Source organism: Mycoplasma bradburyae (genome assembly GCF_024339025.1).
Lineage (GTDB): Bacteria > Bacillota_I > Bacilli_A > Mycoplasmatales > Mycoplasmoidaceae > Mycoplasmoides > Mycoplasmoides bradburyae.
Genome location: NZ_CP101415.1, coordinates 636,213 through 657,183, shown reverse-complemented (window position 1 = coordinate 657,183; position 20,971 = coordinate 636,213). Strand labels below are relative to the sequence as shown.

Genomic DNA, 20,971 nt, shown 5'->3' with positions numbered 1-20,971 from the left:
ATTCGCTCTTTATTTTTATTATTAATGTCAATTTTAAAAATAGAAGATTATAAAAACTAAAATTTTTTTTGGTTCTTTTTAATTTATTTGTTTTTGCTTTTATATTTTTATAAAATAAATATATAAAAGAATATAAAAAAAGAAGAAAATAATAAAATGGCAAAAAACAACAGTACTAGCAAAAACAAAAAATTAGAAATTAAGAGTGTTTTTGCTTACCAAGTATTTGACTCAAGAGGATTCCCGACAGTTGCTTGTGAAGTAATCCTTAACGATGGGTCTAAAGGATTAGCAATGGTTCCATCTGGAGCTTCAACAGGGGAAAAAGAAGCTTTAGAATTAAGAGATGGTGGAACTAAATACCACGGAAAAGGTGTTAGTAAAGCTGTTAACAACATTAATAAAAAAATTGCTCCAGCTATTATTGGATGTGATGCTTCATTACAAAAAGAAATCGATGAAGAAATGATTCGAATCGATGGTACTAGTACTAAATCAAAATTAGGTGCTAATGCTATCTTAGCAGTTTCAATGGCGATTTGTAGAGCTGCTGCTGAATCATTAAAATTACCTTTATACAAATACATTGCTAAAAAAGTTGCTAAAATCAAATCAGCTGAATTCATCTTACCAGTTCCAATGTTAAATGTTATTAACGGTGGAGCACATGCTGATAACACAATTGACTTCCAAGAATTTATGATTATGCCAGTAGGCGCTAAAACTATGGCTAAAGCATTACAAATTGCTAGTGAAGTTTTCCATTCATTACAAAAAATTCTTAAGTCTAAGAAATTGAATACTAACAAAGGTGACGAAGGTGGTTTTGCGCCTAACTTAAAATCAGCTGAAGAAGCTTTAGATTTAATGAGTCAAGCAGTTACTGAAGCAGGCTATACTTTAGGTAAAGATGTGGCTTTTGCTCTTGACTGTGCTGCCAGTGAATTCTACAACAGCGAAAAGAAAGCTTACGTTTTCAAAAAAGCTGTTAAAGCTGGCATCTTAACTGAAGAAAAAGGTACTAAAACTACTGAACAATTAGTTGATTACTTAGAAGAATTAACTAACAAATATCCTATTATTTCAATCGAAGATGGTTTAGATGAAAACGACTGAGATGGTATGAAATTACTTACTGAAAGAATTGGTAAGAAAGTTCAAATCGTTGGAGATGACACTTATTGTACAAATCCTGAATTAGCTGCTAAAGGTGTTTCATTATCAGCTACTAACTCAGTTTTAATTAAATTAAACCAAATCGGTACTTTAACTGAAACTATCTCAACTATTAACATTGCTAAAAAAGCTAACTGAACAGCTGTTGTATCGCATAGATCTGGTGAAACTGAAGACTCATTTATTTCAGATTTAGCTGTTGCTTTAAGCACAGGCCAAATTAAAACTGGATCTATGTCTCGTTCAGAAAGAATTGCTAAATACAACAGATTATTAGCGATCGAAATCGAATTAGACAAAGAATGTAAATACTTAGGTAATAAAACTTTCTACAACCTAACTCCAGTAAAAAATACTGCTAAGAAATAATTCTTATCAATAGATTAGATTACCAAAATAAGAAGTTTTAGTCCGAACTTCTTATTTTTTATTTTTTAAAATATAAGCTATGAACAAGATATATAATTGAAAAGATTTTATTCAAAAAACCTTAGAACAACTAAAGATTAATGAACCTACCAAAATTCAAAAAGAAGCAATACCACCAATAATTAACAATAAAAATATTATTGGTGTTGCTCCAACAGGAACTGGTAAAACATTAGCATTTTTATTACCGATCTTACAAAATTTAGATCCAGAACTAAATCTAATTCAAGCAGTTATCATTGTTCCTACAAGAGAACTTGGTAACCAAATTAAAAATGTATTAGATAAATTCATCAAAAACAACAACACAATCAAGGTTCGTTCTTTTGTTGGGGGAGCTGAATTTGATAAGCAAATTATTAATATTAAAAACAACCCGCCACACATTTTAATCTCAACACCTAAACGGTTTAATGAAGCATTAAACCATAAGGTGAATTGAAATCTAACATCAACTAAATATCTTGTCTATGATGAAATTGATATGTTGATTGATCAAGGGTTTATTAATGATCTGATCAACACTCAGGAATATTTAAGTAATGCTAATAACAAGTTAGTGATTACAGCGTTTAGCGCCACTTTACACGAAGACTTAATCAATAAGATTAAACGTTTTATCAAGAATGCTACGCCTATTAATGTTTCGGGTTCGATCTGAGTTCATGAAAACATTAAACACTATTTAATTAAAAACAAGAGTCTAGATAAATTAGATTCTTTACATGCGATTATTAAGAATATTGATCCTTATCTATGTTTAATATTCGTTAATAAGATCAGTGACATAGACGAGATAAAAAACTGGTTTGAAGTTCAAAAAATTCCTTACGCAGTTTTACATGGAAAACTTGATTCAAGACAAAGAAAACAACAGTTCAACTTAATTAAGAATCAAGTTGTAAAATATGGAATCGTATCTGATCTGTCTTCTCGCGGAATGGACTTTCAGGGAGTTTCACACGTAATTTCATGAAACTTACCTAAAGATGACATCTGATACATTCACAGATCAGGAAGAACTTCAAGATCTATCTATCAAGGTGAATCATATGTTTTACACGATCCTAATGATGAACCGATCATTAAACGTCTAGAGCAAAAGAAGATTATTTTTATTCCTTTAAAAATTAATCGTGATTTAAGCTTAACAAGATACGAATTGATAAAAACTGCTAATAAGAAAACATTAGACGATAAAACTGCTCAAGAAATCAAGAAGATCTTAAATAAAGCGCCTAAAAAAGTACAACCTGGTTATAAGAAAAAAGTTAAGCAACAAATCAACAAAGTGAAAGCGAAAGCTAAACGTGAAGCGATTGAAAAGAAGGTTAAAGAACGACTAATTGCAGGTTATAAAAGAAAAAATACTAAAAAAAATTAACTTATTAGCGAAAAATACAATAAGAAATAAGCAAAAATAAATTTTTTTTATCTTAGAATATATATAAATTATGTGTTCAGCGAATTTGGTCTGAATACAATATTTATTAATTAATAACACATAATATAAATATGGCAGAAAAGAAAAAAGCAGATCAAACATCTGTTAATGCTAAAAGTGATATTCAGAATAATGAACCTGCTTCTATATCTTTAGATGGTGGAAGTAATAAAAAGAAAGTTTCTAAAAAGGGTTTAGAATCTTTAAGTTATTCTGATTATTATAAAAAATACTTAGAGTCTAAAAAAGAAGACTTCGAATTATTAGCTAAAAAAGCTTCAACTGATACGATCAAAGACAATAAAGAAATTAAAGAAGAGATCAAGGCTGAAGCGTTTTATGCTGATTCTGCTTTAGATTACACTAAAGAATTAAAAAACGAAAACTACAGTGATCATTTCAAAAAGATGGAAAATATAGACCAAAACAAGGTTGTGTTTTCAAATGAAATGAAGTATGACAGTAAAAAAGAACAAGAAGGTGAGTTTGTTGTAAGAAATCAATACCACCCAAGTTTTAATGATGTTATACCATCATCTAATAGTTATGATGATCTACCTAGTTTTAATGACCTGAATGCAGGCCCATCATACAGTAATCAGAATAAACAAATAGATAGACAAAATAATAACTTTAATGGTTTTGAACGACCAAACGCTTTTGATCGTCAAAATCAATTTGATCGTTTAAATCAACCGATTCCTTCAAGAATGTACATTCCAAGAGGATACATTCGCCCAATCAATCCGTTTTCTCGTTCACAATTTAACCCTTATTTTAATCCTTATCCGGTTCCGCCATATTATTACCAACCACATCCTGGTTTTTCGCCATACAACCAAAACCCTTATAACCAATTCAACAATCAACAAAACCCTTTTTCAACTAACCCATCTAAAAATTCAAACAAACAAGAACAAGGTAGTTACACACAACAATTAATGGATTTTGATCCGTTTGCTAGTACTGCTGAATTAGCTGTTGTTAATAATGATTACAATCCTTTAACTAACCAACTACCAGCACACTCAAGCAATAATCAAAACGAATTAGTAGTTGCTAATAAAAAGCAACCAGAATTAAGTCATATCATTAGTTCTTTCAATAAGAGAATGAAAGAACAACTTCGTATTGTTGCTAAACAAAACGAAATGATAGAAAGATTACAAACTAAAGTAATCGAATTAACTGAAGAAAAAGTAACTGCTCTAATTGAACAGTCTAAGATTTCAACAGAAGATTTTGCGCCAACAACACAACATAATTTTGAAGCTGTTGTAACTGATACAATCGAACAAGAAGAACCAGTTGAAAAAACTGTTGAAGTAATTGGTGAAATTTTACCCGAAGTTAGTCAACCAGCTCCAATTAAAGTTGAACAACCAGTTGAACAACCACAATCTGATATCGTTGTAGATTTATCTGAAATCGAAGTAGATGATCCAGTTGTAACCAACATTTGAGCTGTTGAACCAGATGATTTAATTGATACTGAAAAACTAGATGAAGAGCTAGCAGCTTTTGAAGAGTTTGATTCTGCAAGTGTTGAAGATGAATTAGATCTAAGTTTATTAGAAGATGAAATTATTGATTCAATCCAACCACAAATCAAATACGAAGCAACAGCTATCAATGAACCAGTTCAAAGTGAATATGTTAAACACGAAGAATTAGTTCAAGACAACGGTCTATTAGACTTAGATCTTTCAGATGATGATCAAACGCCTGAAAGTGAAGAAATCTACACTCCTAATGAATTATTAGATTTAGGAAAAGAATTAGATAAAGAACAATCTGACGGAATTAAGAATAGTATCGTTCCGACTAATGTAATCGATGAAATGTTTGGTGATCAACAAAAGAGTGATCCATCACGCAGATTCTGAGAAGGTTATGTTGGAAATTCAGATTATGGTTTCTACAACAACAAAACTTGAAACTGAAAAGGAAAATTCTCTAAATTACAAAAATGAATTCCTTTCACTCATGATGATGAAGTTCCGTTCTATGGAACTAAACACGTAATTTTATCTGCGATCAAGTCATCTGAACGTAAGAAATTCTGAAAAGAATTAATTGGTGACCCAGTTTATGGTCACTTTGAAGGTTCTTCAAAAGTTTGAATCTGACACGGTGTATTTGATCAAGAATTAAACTGAATTCCAGATCCAACACACGAATTTAAAACTGAAGAAGAAGTTTTAAGTCAAAAACAAAAACAAAGCTTCCCTAAGAAAAAAGAACCTGCTAAAAAACCTAGCGCTCCTAAAGTTCTTAAAACAACTGAAATTACTCCAGAATCAGATCTTCACAAGATCTTATTAGATGATCCAAGATACAAAAAGCACATCGGTAATGAAGAGTACGGATACTATGATAACGATGGTGTTTGAATCTGAACTGGTAGCTTTGATGATGCAGGTAACTTCAAACCTGACAAGGTTGAATTAGATATCTTATCTGATGCTACACAATCTGAATCTAACTTCTCGAGTTTATTTGAGTCTTGAAAGAAAAACAACCAAAATAATTTAGAATACGAAATTGAATCTAGAAAATTCAAAACTTCTAAAACTAATGTTGTTTATGTTGACGAACAAGAACAACCAGAAGACGATCTAGAAATCTTATTAGATCAAGATCAAGAAGAAAGTTTTGATAATGAAGATTTAGTTATTCTTGAAGATGAACTTGAAACTAAACCAACTAAGAATGAATTAATTAGATCTTCAATTTATAACAAACCAAAAGATGAAGATTTAGGTATCTTAACTTGAGATCGTTCAAAAATTCATAATGACAGAATCATTGATGCTTCAGTATTAGAAGAAAGTTCTTCACTAAAAGCTCCATTCTGATTAGAATTTGTTGGTGATGACAACTACGGTCACTACAACACTAAAGGTGATTGAGTATTTGATGGTTACTTTGATGATGAATACGAATTCGTTTCAACTAGAAGAAATCAACAAGTTGAACAAACAGAAATTAATTCAGTTTCAAAAACTTCAATCCTAGAAGAACACGGTGATCTTGATGAATACTTCAAACCTGCTAATAAAGAAGAATTCTTAACTTATACTCCTAAACCTAGAAAAATAGAAGAAACTAAGAAAGATGAACCATTCTTCAATAAGTTTATAGGGGATTCAAGATACGGATTCTATAACGATAACAATGTTTGAATTTGAAATGGTTACTTCACTGATGAAGGTGAATTCATTTCAGATTCTGCACCTAAAGTAAATAAGATCTTAGAAGAAGTTGCTAAATTAGCGTTTGAAAAAGAACAAGAAGAAAAACAACAATTATTAAGAGAAGAAGCGCAAAAAGAATATGCTGCTAGAGAAGAAGCTTTATTAAAAAACCTTGAAGCTAAGCAACAACAATTAAAAGAACAATTAGCTCAAGAATATGAAGCTAAAGAACAAGCACTTAGAGAACTAGAAGCCAGACAACAGTTACTAAAAGAACAAACTGAAAAAGAATATGCTGCTAGAGAAGAAGCTTTATTAAAAGATCTAGAAGCTAGACAACAATTATTAAAAGAGCAAACAGCTAAAGAGTACGCTGCTAGAGAAGAAGAAGCGCTTAAAGAATTATTAGCTAAACAAGCTCAATTAAAAGAACAACTAGATCAAGAATACGAAGCAAAACAAAAAGCGTTTAAAGAACTTGAAGCTAAGCAACAAGCATTAAAAGAACAAGCGATCAAAGATCAAGAAGCTAGAGAAGAAGCTTTAAGATTAAGAGAACAAGCTCTAAATGAAAGAGTTCTTAAAGTTAAAGAACAAGCATTAAGAGTTAAAGAAGAATCATTAAGACAACAAGAAGCTAGAGAACTAGCTGCTAGAGAACTAGCTGCTAGAGAAAAAGAATTAGCTGAAAAAATTAAAAAAGCTAATGAACTTAAAGATTCTACTAAGTTCATTAAACCAAATAAAGATAACTACAAATCAATTCATCAATTTGTAGGTACTTTATCAGATATCTCAGCAGCTAAAAAAGAAGTTCAACCAGTTCAAGAAGATCAACAAGTAGTAGAAGATCAAGTAATCCAAGAAGTTACTCCGATCGTAGTTGATCTTAATAAAGTAGAATTACCAACTTCTCAATTTGATTCACAAAGTGTTTTAGTTCAACCACAAGAACAAGAAGTTAAACAAGATATCTTTGCTAAGAAAGAATTAGATTTAACTAATGTTCAATTCAGATTAGCAGATGAATCAAGTACTCAAGAAGTTCTAAATATTGATGTTTCTAAAGTTGAATTACCAGAAGTTCAATATAAATTACAACCAACAAAAGTTGAAGTTGTTCAACCTGCTATTCAACCTACTATCTTTAATGAAGAATTAGCTTCTGAAGTAATTAATGTTCAAGTTAGCGAAATTCAACAACCAACATTTACAAACGCTCAACCAGTAGTTCAATCATACGAATGACAAACTACTCAGGAATCAAATGTTCAACAACCAACAATAGCTACTCAAGAAAGTCTTGAAGCTGAAGAAGTTAAAGTATCTCCAATTGTTGCAGATCAATTATTATCAGTTGGTATTAGTTCATTTACTCCAAAAATTCAACCAGAACCAATTCAAGAAGCTGTAACTATTACTCCAGTAGTTACTCAACCTGTTGATGATTACATAGCTCAACCTGTAATCGAAGAAAAAACAGTTGAACAAATTACTGAAGAAGTAATCGTTCAAGAACAACCAGTAGTTGAAGAATCTGTTCAAGAACAAGCTGTAGCTGAAACTGTGGCTGAAGAAGTTGTAGTTGAACAACCAATTCAAAAAGAAGTTCAAACTCAACCTGAAACTGTAGTTGAAGAAATTCAACCTGAAGAACCTGCAGTAGAAGAAGTTGTAGAAGAAGTTGTAGAAGAAGTTACTGATCAAACGCAACCAGAAGTTTCAACAACTGATGAATATGTTTTACCAGTAGAACAGGCTGAAGTTGAAGAATCTGTAGCTGAAGAAATTCCATCTGAAGAAACTGATGCGCAAGAAGAATCTGCTCAATTCTGAGAAAAATTCGTAGGCGATGAAAACTATGGTCACTACAACGAAGAACAAGAATGAGTATGAGCTGGATACTTTGATGAAAACCAACAATTCATTAAAGAAGAAGCGCAAGCTGAAGAAGTAATTTCTGAAGAAGCTGCGATTGAAGAAACTCCAGCTGAAGAAACTGTTGAAGATGAAGTTGTAGCTGAAGAATCTTCCGCTCAAGAAGAAACTCAAGCTGAAGAAACTGTAGAAGAACAAACTGAGGTTGAAGAAGGTGAGTTCTGAGAAAAATTCGTAGGTGATGAAAACTATGGTCACTACAACGAAGAACAAGAATGAGTATGAGCTGGATACTTTGATGAAAACCAACAATTCATTAAAGAAGAAACAGAACAATCTGAAATAGAAGTAACAGAAGAATCTACATCTGAAGAAAATCCTGTTAAAGAAGAAGTTGCAGTTCAAGAAACTACCACTGAAGAAGAAACTCCAGCTGAAGAAGCTAGTGAAGAAGCAGAATACTGAGAACAATTCGTTGGTAATGAAGAATATGGTCATTACGATGAAAACGAAGAATGAGTATGAGATGGATACTTCGATGAAGACAATAACTTCTTTAGAAATGAGGAAGAATCAGTAGAAGAAACTCCTGCTGAAGAATCAACTGATCAAGAAGTTGTAGCTGAAGAATCTGAAACTGAAGAATCAGTTAAAGAAGAAGCTGTAGCAGAAGAACAAACTCCATCTGATGAAGAAGTTGTTGAAGAAGATTCTGCTGTTGAAGAAATTAGCGAAGAAGAACAACCTGAACCTGAAATTATCGATTTCAGTAGTAATACAGAAAGTTCAGAAGAAACTGTTAGCGAAGAATCTGAAGAACAAACTATAGCTGAAGAATTAGAAGAAGCTGTAGAAGAAGCTGCTGAAGAAGCTGCTGCTCAAGAAGAAACTCCAGTTGAAGAAGAAGCTAGTGAAGAAGCAGAATACTGAGAACAATTCGTTGGTAATGAAGAATATGGTCATTACGATGAAAACGAAGAATGAGTATGAGATGGATACTTCGATGAAGACAATAACTTCTTTAGAAATGAGGAAGAATCAGTAGAAGAAACTCCTGCTGAAGAATCAACTGATCAAGAAGTTGTAGCTGAAGAATCTGAAACTGAAGAATCAGTTAAAGAAGAAGCTGTAGCAGAAGAACAAACTCCATCTGATGAAGAAGTTGTTGAAGAAGATTCTGCTGTTGAAGAAATTAGCGAAGAAGAACAACCTGAACCTGAAATTATCGATTTCAGTAGTAATACAGAAAGTTCAGAAGAAACTGTTAGCGAAGAATCTGAAGAACAAACTATAGCTGAAGAATTAGAAGAAGCTGTAGAAGAAGCTGCTGAAGAAGCTGCTGCTCAAGAAGAAACTCCAGTTGAAGAAGAAGCTAGTGAAGAAGCAGAATACTGAGAACAATTCGTTGGTAATGAAGAATATGGTCATTACGATGAAAACGAAGAATGAGTATGAGATGGATACTTCGATGACGACAATAACTTCATTAAAGAAGAAACTGTTGAAGAATCAGTAGAAGAAGTTGTTGAAGATGTAGTAGAAGAAGAACCTGCTGAAGAAGAAGTTTCAGAAGAAGCAGAAGCTGATGAAGCTAGCGATGAAGAAACTGAAGTTGCTGAACAAGAAGAAATCGAAGAAGTTGAAGTAGAAGGTGAAAACTATATCTACGCAGATGAAAACGGTGAAATCAACTTTGATGATTACATTGGTAACGAAAACTTTGGTTACTATCTAGAAGATGGTGAATGAGAATGATACGAAGGTGACTTTGATGAAAATGGTAACTGATTCGTATATGTTCAAGGCGAAGCTGAAGAAGTTAATGTTGAAGAAGATATCCCTGCATTAAAAGGTGTAGATACTGATTCAGTTGATGCTGACGACTGATTATCTCAATTCGATGAAGATGCGGCATCTGCGATTTTTGATGATGAAAATGCTGATGAAGATGACTATGATGACTTCGACTTTGGTGATAAGAAGAAAAAAGATAAGAAGAAAAAAGATAAAAAATCTAAAAAATAATCAGCTCTTAAAATAAAAAATGCACAGGTAAATTTAAAACCTGTGCTTTTTTATTGTTTTGATTACTACAAAATAAAAACCAGGTAATGTTATTATTACCTGGCAAGTTAGTTAGTTAGTTTATTAGTATTATGTTAATGGCGCGCCCAATAGGACTTGAACCCATAACCGTCTGATCCGAAGTCAGATGTTCTATCCGATTGAACTATGGGCGCATAGTTAACCTTTAATATTATAAAAGAATTAAACTTTTTTAGCTCAATAATTATTAATTAACAGATCTGATTCATCTTTTAAAATGTTTATTTCTTTTAATTCAATTGCATTTAATTGATACATCCCGATTGTTTTTAATAACTTAGCTAATTTAGCTTTAGATTTATCAACAACAATATACAGCCATTTAAGATTGGTGGATTTACATACCTTTATTAAGAAGCTAACAACACTTTCAATAATCTCTACATCTTCATTTTTTAATAAGTATTCGATTCGTCCATTAGTCTTATCGATACTAATTTTTATCAAACCACAAATGACATTATCTAGATAGATAACAAACAAGAAAGCGTTCTTATCAGTCCATTGTTTCTTGGCTGATAAAATGTATTTTTCTAGCTGAATCAGACTCATTTCATCTTTAATCAGACCTAGTTGGTGATAATCTTTTAGACTATTTAAAAAATCATAAAGTTGATTAATTTGATCAATTTCAACTTTTTTTATTTCTAAAAGAGGATTAATTACATATCTTTTAATAAACATTGTTTTATATAATTTTAATAAATAAAGATATGCCTTTTAAAAAAGAACTAATAACAGAAGATAATTTTAAGATTGATGATGGGCAAATTATCTTATCTGAGCAATTCAAAAAAACTTATAGTAGTCGATTTAAAAAAATCACAGGCAGTCGATTTCCAACAATATTAGGGGTCAATGCGTTTAGCACGCCGTTTATGGAGTGATTAAAGATGGTTAATCTTTACTACGAAACCATGGATCCTATATTATCTAATGCAGGTGTGATTATTGAACCTAAGATACGTGATTATGTAGTTGATAAATTTAATATTAACTACAAGTCATACGAACCTAAAGAAGTTGGATTTGATCTATTTAAAGATAATGATATTTTTGGTGGAATTCCTGATGGAGAGCCAGTTAATGAAAACGGTAAGATTATTTATGATGAAAACCATCCAATGTTAGAAATTAAAACAACATCAATTGATAAGCTTAGTTATAAAAAAGTTGATGGCGCTTTAAGAATGATGGTTGATGAAACTGGATTACCAATAGTTAAAGAAAAACGTCAAAAATATCTTGAGTGATATGATGAAAATAATAATATTAAAGTTAAAAAAGAATATATTTTGCAATTATCATTATATCTATATCTAAGAAATGCTTCTTTCGGTCGTTTCGCAATTATTTTTTTACGACCCGAAGATTACAAAACACCAGAAGCAATTAATATTGATAAACGCTTAATTGAGATTGTTGATATGAATGTCAATAGAGCTAGCATTGAACCGTACATTAAACAAGCTAAGCAGTGATATGAAAATCATATTCTTACGGGAATTAGCCCGAAAATGACATCAACTGATATCGAATTTTTAAAATCGCATAAAATTATATAGTTGTACTATATGGTCAAAAATAATTACAAAATAATGATTAAGTTTGGTGAGTTATGATTAAAAAATAACAACCGAATCGATTTCATTAATCAATTAAAAGATAACATCGTTCAAGCAATCAGTAAGTTTGAATTAAAAATTACATCTCAATACGACCACTTGTTAATAAGTGGATTTGATCAGAATAACCAAAAAGAAATAATTGATATTCTGACAAAAATCCCTGGAATTAATTATGTATGCTTGGTTGAATATTTAGAAAGAGAAATTGACGAACTTAAAACAAAAATTTTAAGTATGGTTCAAGATGGTGATCAATTAGCTTTTGAAATCAAGCGTAAGGATAAATCTTATGAACTAGATAGTTTGAGTCTTAAAAAGGCTCTGGCTGGTCATTGTTTAAGAAATCGTAAGATTGAGATTAACTTGAATAACCCTACAAATTTAATTTATATTGATGTAATTAAAGATAACTTTGTTTTGTATCTTAATCGTTATAAAGCTGTTGGCGGGTTACCTGTTAAGTCATCAGGTCGAGTTTTAGTTTTATTATCTGGCGGTATTGATTCTCCGGTTGCTAGTGATCTTTTATACAAAAGGGGCATGCATGTTGATTATTTAACATTTATCACTCCTCCGCATACTTCTAAAAAAGCTTTGGATAAAACAGTATTATTAGCTCAAACCGTTTCGAATTATAATCAAGTTAAAGAAGCTAAAATCTTTATCCATAATTTTTCGAATGTCCTAAAAGAACTTTCGCATACAAAATACGAAAATTACCGTATCACTTTAATGCGAAGATGTTTTTATAAGATTGCCAACAAGTTAATTAAGCGGTATGGTTATGATTGTATTGCTACAGGAGAATCTCTTGGCCAAGTAGCTTCACAAACAATAAACAGCATGAAAACAATTTCTGACGCTACTAAAGATTTATTGGTTTTACGCCCTTTATTGTGTTATGATAAAAACCAAATAATTGAACACGCCAAGAAGATTAATACATACAACATATCAATTCTTCCGTTTGATGATGCATGTTCAATTTATGCGCCAAAAAAACCAATAACCAATCCGAAGATTGATGTTATTGAAAAAATCGAAGCTTCATTAGATTTTTTAGATGTTGTTATTGATAATTCAATAACTAACGACATCACCCAATTTGATTTAAATAAACAATGAGACAACAACTAGAAGTGCATGATCAGATCTGGGCAAAAGTTAAAGAGTTTGATTATTTAACTTTTTTTGTTCATGAACGACCAGATTTTGATGCATTAGGTTCAGCATTTGCGTTCAAAGAATTAGTTAATAATATTTATCCCGAAAAACAGGTTTATGTAATGGGAACTTATAAACTAGATCCAGAACTTGGAGCTAGTTTGTTTCCTTTTGAAAAACAACCTGTTGATATCGATTTTTTAGAAAAATCATTAGGGATTATTTTTGATACAGCAAATGCTGAAAGAATTCTTACTGGACAACATAAATTAGTTAAAGAGATTATTAGAATTGATCACCACCCTAAAACAGAAACGATTGGTTCAATTGAATGAGTTGATCCAACCTTTTCATCAACTGCTGAGATGATTGGTTGATTTATTAAGTGAATGGGCTTTAGATTAACTTCAATAATTGCTAAGTATATTTACGCAGGCATTATTACTGATACTGGAAGATTTTTATATTTAGCGACCACACCTAGTACATTTATGATGACAGCAGAAGTACTAGCCACAGGCTTCAATCGCAATGAAGTGCATGATGCAGTATATTTAAAACCAATCCTAGAACATAAATACTATTCTTATGTAGTTAATCGCGCTAAGATTACAAGTAATGGTTTAGCATATATTGCGATTAAAAAAGGTGCTCACAAACGTTTTGGAATTAAGTCGCCAATGACAATGGTGCATGCCTTAAATAATATTGATGGCGTTAAGATATGAACAGCTATTTATTTTGATGACCAATCCCAAAAATGAAAGGGTTCAATTAGATCACACAACATTCCTATCAACCATTTTGCTGCAATGTTTAATGGTGGTGGCCATAAGTTTGCTAGTGGTTTTAGTCTTGATAATAAACAAGATTTTTACAAATTAATAAAGGTTTTAGATGAGTATCTAAAAACATTTGATAATGATCAACTTTCATAAAATAAATTCTAAAGCTAATCCAATCTATAAAGATTTAAAAGTGGCTTACAAAAATGGTTTTAACAAACATATTAGTGATTATTTTTGTGTTGGTGGGATTAAAAATAATTTAATTGCTTTGAATAATAACTGAATCCCGCATACCATTTTTGTAAGTAAATCATTTGATCGCAAGATTGTCAATGATATAAAAAACAGATTAAAAAATAATTCAATCAGATGAATTGAGTTATCAGATGAATTAAATCAAGAATTAAAAACACTTAACACACAAGCTGGTGACTGTTATTTTTATTATTTAATCAAACAATTAAATCACCAAAGTTTTGAACTAAGCAAGAAATATAATTACCTTTTTCTAGATAATATTCAAGATCCTAATAATTTAGGAACAATTTTACGAAATGCTGCTGCTTTTAACCTTGATAAGATATTTATTAATCATTCAGTAAATCTTTATAATCCTAAATTAATCAGAGCTTCAGCTGGAGCTGTTTTTAGTAACCAAATTAGTGTTATTGATGATCTTGATAATTTTATTAATGTCGTTGATAAAAAAGGTTTAAAATTTGTGGCAACTGCTAATAAAGTTAATGCTATTGAGGTCGATCAATTTGATAGTGCTAGTGGAAATATTATTATATTTGGCAACGAGGGAAATGGGATTAATAAAAGATTATTAGATTTAGCTAATACTACGATTAAGATCGCAATTAATGATCAACACACAGAATCTTTAAATGTAGCAACATCAACAGGGATAATCTTATACGAACTAAATAAGATATGAAAAAGACAATCAAAATAAAGACAATCGATGATTGTATTAGGATCGATAAGTTCTTATTCAAAGTTCTTAAAGATTACACAAGAACTAATATCTATAAGATGATTAGAAAAAAAGATATAACGGTCAATAATAAAAGAATTGATTTTGATTATATCTTAAGAGTTAATGATCTGATTACTTATTATGATTTTCAAAAAACTGATTCTAAAAAAGGGTTACCAGTCTTTTTTAAAGCTAAACCTGAATTAGATCTAATATATGAAGATGAGAATATCATCATATTTGAAAAACCACTAGGCATACCTTCTCAACAAACTAATGAAAAAGATAGTTTTGATAATATGCAAAACCGCGTTTTGCATTATTTAGCTAAAACTAATCAATATGATTATCTCAATAACCATTCCTATGTTGCTAGTATTGCTAACCGTCTAGATCAATACACTTCAGGAATTATGCTTGCAGCTAAAAATCTGAAAGCGCAACAAGCTCTTAATGAAATCATTAAGAGTCGAGACCTTAAAAAGTATTATCATTGTTTAGTTCATGGGCAAATCAAACCTAAAAAAGCTACTTGCACTGCTTATTTATACAAAGATCCTGATAAAGCCTTGGTAAAAATTCAAGATAACAAGACTGATCATAATAAGACGATTATTACCAAATACAGTACTTTGTATTATTTTAAAAAGCTAGATTATACCTTGCTAGATGTTGAACTAATTACGGGTAGAACCCATCAGATTAGAGCGCATATGTCATACTTAAATCACCCAGTGGTAGGTGATTATAAGTATTCTAAGCCAGAGTATAAAGATAATCAAAACAACTATAAGCACCAATTACTTCATAGTTATAAGATCGTATTCGATTTAGCTAAATATGATGATGACTTCATTCTTAAATATTTAGATCAGAATGAGTATTACACAAAATCCGATGCTTGGTTTTTATTGGAATTGCAAGATAAAGGTTTATGATAATCATTAAATAAAATTAATTTTGGTAAAATGTTAGATAATGGAAATAGCTAAAACTAAATATAATGACCCATTAATCAAGGGTTTATTAAAAGAAGTTATTAAATTAGTACCTGGAATTGCTGGTGAACTTAGCGATGAAGATATTACCATTGATAACGATACAATCACAATATTAGTTGTTTGCAAAGGGGACATCAGACCTTCGCAAGTCTGTTTAATGGCTCAAAGTACCATTTATTATGAACTTTCTCGTTGGGATGAACATCATCCATATTTTATAAATCTAATTATTAAAGAAATCAAAGGATAGATATTTATTTATGGCATCTGATTCATTAACCACAAGACAGTTGCAAGCAATGTTTATTGAGGGTTATAATATTGTTTCAACACGTTATGAATACATTAATAATTTAAATGTTTTCCCAGTTCCTGATGGTGACACAGGAACTAATATGAAAATTACTATGAAGGGTGGTGTTGATACGATCGCTGATGGTAATTTTGTGACCATGCAAAAGCTTGGTAAGGTCTTTGCTACAGGTTTATTTATGAATGCTTGCGGTAATTCTGGGGTGATTTTTAGTCAAATCATCAAAGGGTTTACTAAATCATTGCCAGAAGCAGATGAGATTGATATTAAGCAATTAATTAATTGTTTTAAAGAAGCTAAAGAAGTTGCTTATAGCGTTATTCAATCTCCTGTTGAAGGGACGATTTTAACTGTTATTAGATTAACATCTGAACAGTTAATTAAAAACGAAGAAAAGATTAAATCAGTTGAACAACTTTTTGAGTTAGTTGTTGAGTATGCTAAAGACGCACTAGAACAAACTCCTAAGATGTTACCAGCATTAAAAACTGCTAATGTAGTGGATTCTGGTGGATTTGGTTTAGTATCTTTTTTAGAAGGGATGCTGGCTGAATTAACTCAAGACTTTTCTAAAGTTAATAACGATAAGCAGTTTGTTAATAAGAAGGCATTATCAACTAAAGCTGAACAAGAATTAGTTGAAGAAGGTCATGGTTACTGTACTGAGTTTTTATTAAAACTAGGATTAAAATCCGAAGATAAACAAACTAAGAAGAAGTTTGATGAAAAGAAATTCAAAAAAGATATTGAAAAAGATGTTGAATCTTTAGTTTTAATTAATAACAAAGACGAAGAGATCATCAAACTTCACGCTCATACACTAACTCCAGATGTTGTTTTACGTCACGCTCAAGTATATGGTGAGTTCTTAAAAATTAAAATTGAGAACATGAACCGTCAGGTAATTGAACGTAAACAAGATGATGGTGCTGATAATGATCACAAAACCGCGAATATTGAAGCCTTAATGAATATTGATCTATCTAAAGCTAAAAACTTTAGAACTGAAACTGCGATCATCGCAACAGTTCCTTCAAGAGTTTTAGGTAAGATGATCGTTCAAAACTACGATGTTGATCAGTTTATTGATACTTCAGCAACTGGCAATCCAACCATTCGCGATTTCATTGAATATATCTACCGTGTTAAGTCTAAGAATGTAATTATTGTTGTAGATGATACTAATTTATTACTAGCAGCTAGAGAAGCAATTTCACAAATTAAAAAATATATTAACTGTGAGTTAATTGCTTGTCAAAATTTCATTGAATCACTAAGCGCGATTAGTGGTTATATGCGTTCTGATACTTTAAAAAATAATGTTAAGCTACTAAATAAGATGATCAAATCAACAGGATCTGCTTGTATTTCAACATCGGCTAAAAACATTAAATATCCACACCTTAAAGTATCTAAAGATGATTACATCGGTATCATTAAGAAAAAGATCGTTGTAAGTGATCGTGATATTTATAAATGTTTATTAGATACTGTCAGTCATTTAGTTCAAGAAGTTAAAAAACCTGAATTAATTCTGATTATCCATGGTAAGAATACATCAAGTAACGAAGTTAGAACTGTGGTTAAATTGATATCTGAAAAATTTGGGATTTATTGTGAATCAATTAATGGTTCGCAAAAACTGTATCAATATTACATAGGAGTTCAATAATGTTCCGTATCGCAGTTGATTGTATGGGTTTTGAAAACCCGATTAGTGAAGCAATCAAGGCAGTGTTAAAATACGCAAAAAAACATAAAAATCTTTTTTTTGTTTTGGTTGGCGATAAAAATTATATTGAGCCACTTGTTAAAGGTAAGAAATATTTAAATTATCGTATCGTTCATACTACTAATGCTATTAGTATGGATGATTCGGTTTTTGCTGCTTACAAAAAAAAAGACAGTTCAATGTTTTTAACAATTGAACTATTAAAAAACAAAGAAGTTGATACGATTATCTCAGCAGGTTCATCATCTGCTTATGTCGCTTTAACTTATAATATGATTCAAAAGATCAATCAAAAAGTTAAAGTTGGTTTTATGTCGTATGTTCCGACAACTGATAAAAAAGGTTTTTATTTTTTAGATGTAGGTGCGAACAAAGAATTTAACGGCGAAGAATTATATTATTTAGCTAAGATGGCTAATACTTTTATTGTTAATGTTTTAAAATACCAACCAAAAGTTGGTGTTTTAAATATTGGTACAGAAAAACTTAAAGGTTTTGAATACCATCAAAAAGCTTATGATTTGTTACAAAACGATCAAACAATCAATTTTAAAGGTTTTATAGAACCACGAGGTTTGATTGATCGTGAATGTGATTTATTAGTAAGTGATGGTTATTCTGGTAACCTTGTTTTAAAATCTTTAGAAGGAGCATTAAAATCTGTTGGCAAAATTTTAAAGAAAAATTATAAAATTAACCCACTGGGAGCATTATTCTCAGCAAATGTTATTTATCAAATAACTAAAACATTTGACTATAAAAACAATGCTGGCGCAATTGTTTTAGGGCTTAAACAATTAGTTTTAAAAACGCACGGATCAGCAGATGCTAAACAATTTTATTCAACAATTCGTTTAGCTCACGAAAGTTTACTAAATAATTTAATTGAAAAAATAACTGAAGATTGTTCTGCTTTTTTGAATTAAATTAACTAGTAAATTGCCCATTAATTTAAGATATAAGACATATTTATGGACAATAAACAAAGAAATACTACAAAAAACAATCGAAATTCAAAGAAAATAAACAATTCTAATAAGAAAACAGTAGTTCAAAAAGAAGATAAACCAGTAGCTAGAAATTATGGTTCTAGATCATTATCTAGTGGATATTTACATCAACTTGGTGTAACGCGTAAAAAACACACAGAAAAACCAATTGCAATTAACGATCCTGATTATGAATTAAAAATGAGGGAACAAAAAGCTCGCGAAGCTAAGAAAATTAGACCAGGTTCTATCGATAATTCTAAGAAAAATAAAAATCATAATAAGAATTCAAAACAAAATAAGACTAATCAAAAGAAAAACCGCAATAATTTTTCTGCTAGCAAGAAAAACTCTAAGACTAATATTAAACACTTCAACAACAAAAATATAGAAGAAAAACCAAGTTTAAACACAAGTAATATTGAATTACCTTCTAACCCTAGTTTAAACATGAGTTTAATTCTTAAGAAAAGTTACGAAGTTAATAAAAATCAATTCGGTTTAACTAGTTCCAATCCTAAAGCACAGAATTCTAATATTGTTGATGATGAAATCAAACTTAGCAATAATTCAGAACAATTAAATCCGACAAAAACAATAATCAAACAAATAAAATTAAACGATTCTAATGATGTTGAAAAAACTAACCAACCTAATTCGTTTAACTCTAATAAAAACAGACAAACTAAAAACCGTAACAGAAAAAATATCAAACCAATTAAAATTAGAAGTAACGAAGTTGTTACGATTATTGAAACTAAAAACAACAGAGAAATTTTAGATAAATTAGCTGAAGATAAAACTGTTGAATTACAATTAGCGATCGATGATCCAATTAATCAAGAAAATAATTGAAAAAATTTAAAACCATCAACAAAAAGACATAAATTCAAGAAAAACTTCCGTTCTAATTTATCAAAAAACCAAGATCAAAATTTTGATAAAAACCCAGTTGATTCTAATTCTGGAAAACTTGACATAAACAATCTTTTTGACTTTTCTAACAAACAAGAATTATTATCAGAAAACACTGATCAAAAACAGCTTGTATTAGAAGAAAATAATACTAATCAAGAAATAGAAAAAAACTATAAGAAAAAACCATTCTTTAATAAAAGAAAAAGATCTTTTCAAAACTCAAATCGTAAAATTTATAACAAGCGAGATCGTAACTTTATTAATGGCGCTAGTTCGGATATAGTTAATAAAGTTAATGATAATTTTTTTGGTAATCAACAAAGTATAACCGAACAAGAAATCGATAAAATAACTAATTACATTAAAGATAATTATCCGATTATTTATGACAATTTAAAACAGGATGATTTCACTGATTTTAATAAAGGTATTGATGATCAAGATACTTTATTTTATGTAAAAGAAGAGCCTAAAGATATCGAATTATTACTTAAGAAATGCGGTATTATTACTAATGATAAAGATATTTACGAACAAGCATTAACGCATAATTCATATTCTAATGAAATGAAGTTGAACTATAACTATCAAAGATTAGAATTCTTAGGTGATGCAATTATTAATAAAGTAGTAGCTGAATATTTATATAACCTTTCAGAATCAAACGAAGGTGAAATGACTAAGGATAGAATAAAAATCATCCAATCAAAAACATTAATTAAAGCTGCTACACAACTTGAACTTATTGATTATATTAAAGTAGGTTACGGATTAAAAACAACTCCTTTATCACCTAAAATATTAGAAGATATTTTTGAATCATTTATTGGTGCTGCTTTCTTAGATCAAGGTGAATATTTTGTTAAAAGAATTCTAAACGATACAATTATTGGTTATTATTCAAAAGGTGAATTAGTTGAAACTATTGATTACAAATCAATCTTTCAAGAAATTATTCATTCTACTGGTTTAAATATGAAGATTCATTACGAAAAAAGATTTGATCCAGAAAGCAATCTTTATTATGTAAATCTTTATGCTGGCGGGATTATGTACGGGCAAGGAGTTGATATTAATACTCACCGAGCCGAAATACGAGCAGCAAAAGACGCTATAAGCAAGTTCCACGGCAAACTTAAGGTATAAAAATAAGACTAAAAGTCTTATTAAAAGTTTCTATCAACAAAAATTAGCACTCTTTACCAACGAGTGCTAATTTTTGTTAT

13 protein-coding genes and 1 tRNA gene are annotated in these 20,971 nt (G+C 30.3%); 12 read left to right on the top strand and 2 right to left on the bottom strand.

The genetic code is table 4. The features are described from left to right. Window positions 1-156: 156 nt before the first annotated feature. The 3 genes from eno (at window position 157) to NMG77_RS02580 (ending at window position 10,149) form a co-directional block, all read left to right on the top strand. Window positions 157-1,545, top strand: coding sequence for a phosphopyruvate hydratase (gene eno / locus NMG77_RS02590; protein WP_255034403.1), 1,389 nt, complete (start codon window positions 157-159; stop codon window positions 1,543-1,545). A gap of 79 nt (window positions 1,546-1,624) precedes the next feature. Then, window positions 1,625-2,989, top strand: coding sequence for a DEAD/DEAH box helicase (locus NMG77_RS02585; RefSeq protein WP_255045671.1), 1,365 nt, complete (start codon window positions 1,625-1,627; stop codon window positions 2,987-2,989). Between the two features lie 131 nt (window positions 2,990-3,120). Further along, window positions 3,121-10,149, top strand: coding sequence for an EAGR box-containing protein (locus tag NMG77_RS02580; RefSeq protein WP_255045670.1), 7,029 nt, complete (start codon window positions 3,121-3,123; stop codon window positions 10,147-10,149). A 138-nt stretch (window positions 10,150-10,287) separates the two neighbouring features. On the opposite strand, the gene NMG77_RS02575 is transcribed toward NMG77_RS02580, so the two are convergent. Together NMG77_RS02575 and NMG77_RS02570 are read right to left on the bottom strand one after the other, a co-directional pair. Then, window positions 10,288-10,364 (bottom strand) — tRNA-Arg (locus tag NMG77_RS02575). A gap of 28 nt (window positions 10,365-10,392) precedes the next feature. Beyond that, entirely contained in the window at window positions 10,393-10,914 is a 522-nt protein-coding gene (locus tag NMG77_RS02570) for a hypothetical protein (protein ID WP_255045668.1), read from the bottom strand. A 29-nt stretch (window positions 10,915-10,943) separates the two neighbouring features. On the opposite strand from NMG77_RS02570, the gene NMG77_RS02565 reads away from it, so the two are divergent. The 9 genes from NMG77_RS02565 to rnc are packed head-to-tail and all read left to right on the top strand — an operon-like array spanning window position 10,944 to window position 20,891. Continuing rightward, a complete protein-coding gene (locus NMG77_RS02565; RefSeq protein ID WP_255045666.1) occupies window positions 10,944-11,795 on the top strand; it encodes an MPN551 family DNA-binding protein in 852 nt (283 codons plus the stop codon). A 9-nt stretch (window positions 11,796-11,804) separates the two neighbouring features. Beyond that, complete coding sequence (thiI, locus tag NMG77_RS02560; protein WP_255034397.1) at window positions 11,805-12,995, top strand: tRNA uracil 4-sulfurtransferase ThiI; 1,191 nt, start codon at window positions 11,805-11,807, stop codon at window positions 12,993-12,995. Further along, window positions 12,980-13,960, top strand: coding sequence for a DHH family phosphoesterase (locus NMG77_RS02555; protein WP_255034395.1), 981 nt, complete (start codon window positions 12,980-12,982; stop codon window positions 13,958-13,960). Before thiI ends, NMG77_RS02555 begins: the two co-directional genes overlap by 16 nt. Further along, a complete protein-coding gene (locus NMG77_RS02550) occupies window positions 13,944-14,768 on the top strand; it encodes a TrmH family RNA methyltransferase (protein ID WP_255045665.1) in 825 nt (274 codons plus the stop codon). Before NMG77_RS02555 ends, NMG77_RS02550 begins: the two co-directional genes overlap by 17 nt. Further along, the gene (locus tag NMG77_RS02545; protein ID WP_255034393.1) at window positions 14,747-15,733 is read left to right on the top strand and encodes an RluA family pseudouridine synthase; all 987 of its coding nucleotides are present in this window, start codon (window positions 14,747-14,749) and stop codon (window positions 15,731-15,733) included. The genes NMG77_RS02550 and NMG77_RS02545 overlap by 22 nt, the downstream gene beginning before the upstream one ends. Before the next feature lie 37 nt (window positions 15,734-15,770). Continuing rightward, window positions 15,771-16,043, top strand: coding sequence for a hypothetical protein (locus tag NMG77_RS02540; RefSeq protein ID WP_255034392.1), 273 nt, complete (start codon window positions 15,771-15,773; stop codon window positions 16,041-16,043). A gap of 10 nt (window positions 16,044-16,053) precedes the next feature. Then, complete coding sequence (locus tag NMG77_RS02535) at window positions 16,054-17,778, top strand: DAK2 domain-containing protein (protein WP_255045664.1); 1,725 nt, start codon at window positions 16,054-16,056, stop codon at window positions 17,776-17,778. Further along, complete coding sequence (gene plsX / locus NMG77_RS02530; RefSeq protein WP_255045663.1) at window positions 17,778-18,764, top strand: phosphate acyltransferase PlsX; 987 nt, start codon at window positions 17,778-17,780, stop codon at window positions 18,762-18,764. Before NMG77_RS02535 ends, plsX begins: the two co-directional genes overlap by 1 nt. A 45-nt stretch (window positions 18,765-18,809) precedes the next feature. Then, window positions 18,810-20,891, top strand: a complete 2,082-nt coding sequence (rnc, locus tag NMG77_RS02525; RefSeq protein ID WP_255045662.1) for a ribonuclease III — start codon at window positions 18,810-18,812, stop codon at window positions 20,889-20,891. Window positions 20,892-20,971: the final 80 nt, after the last annotated feature.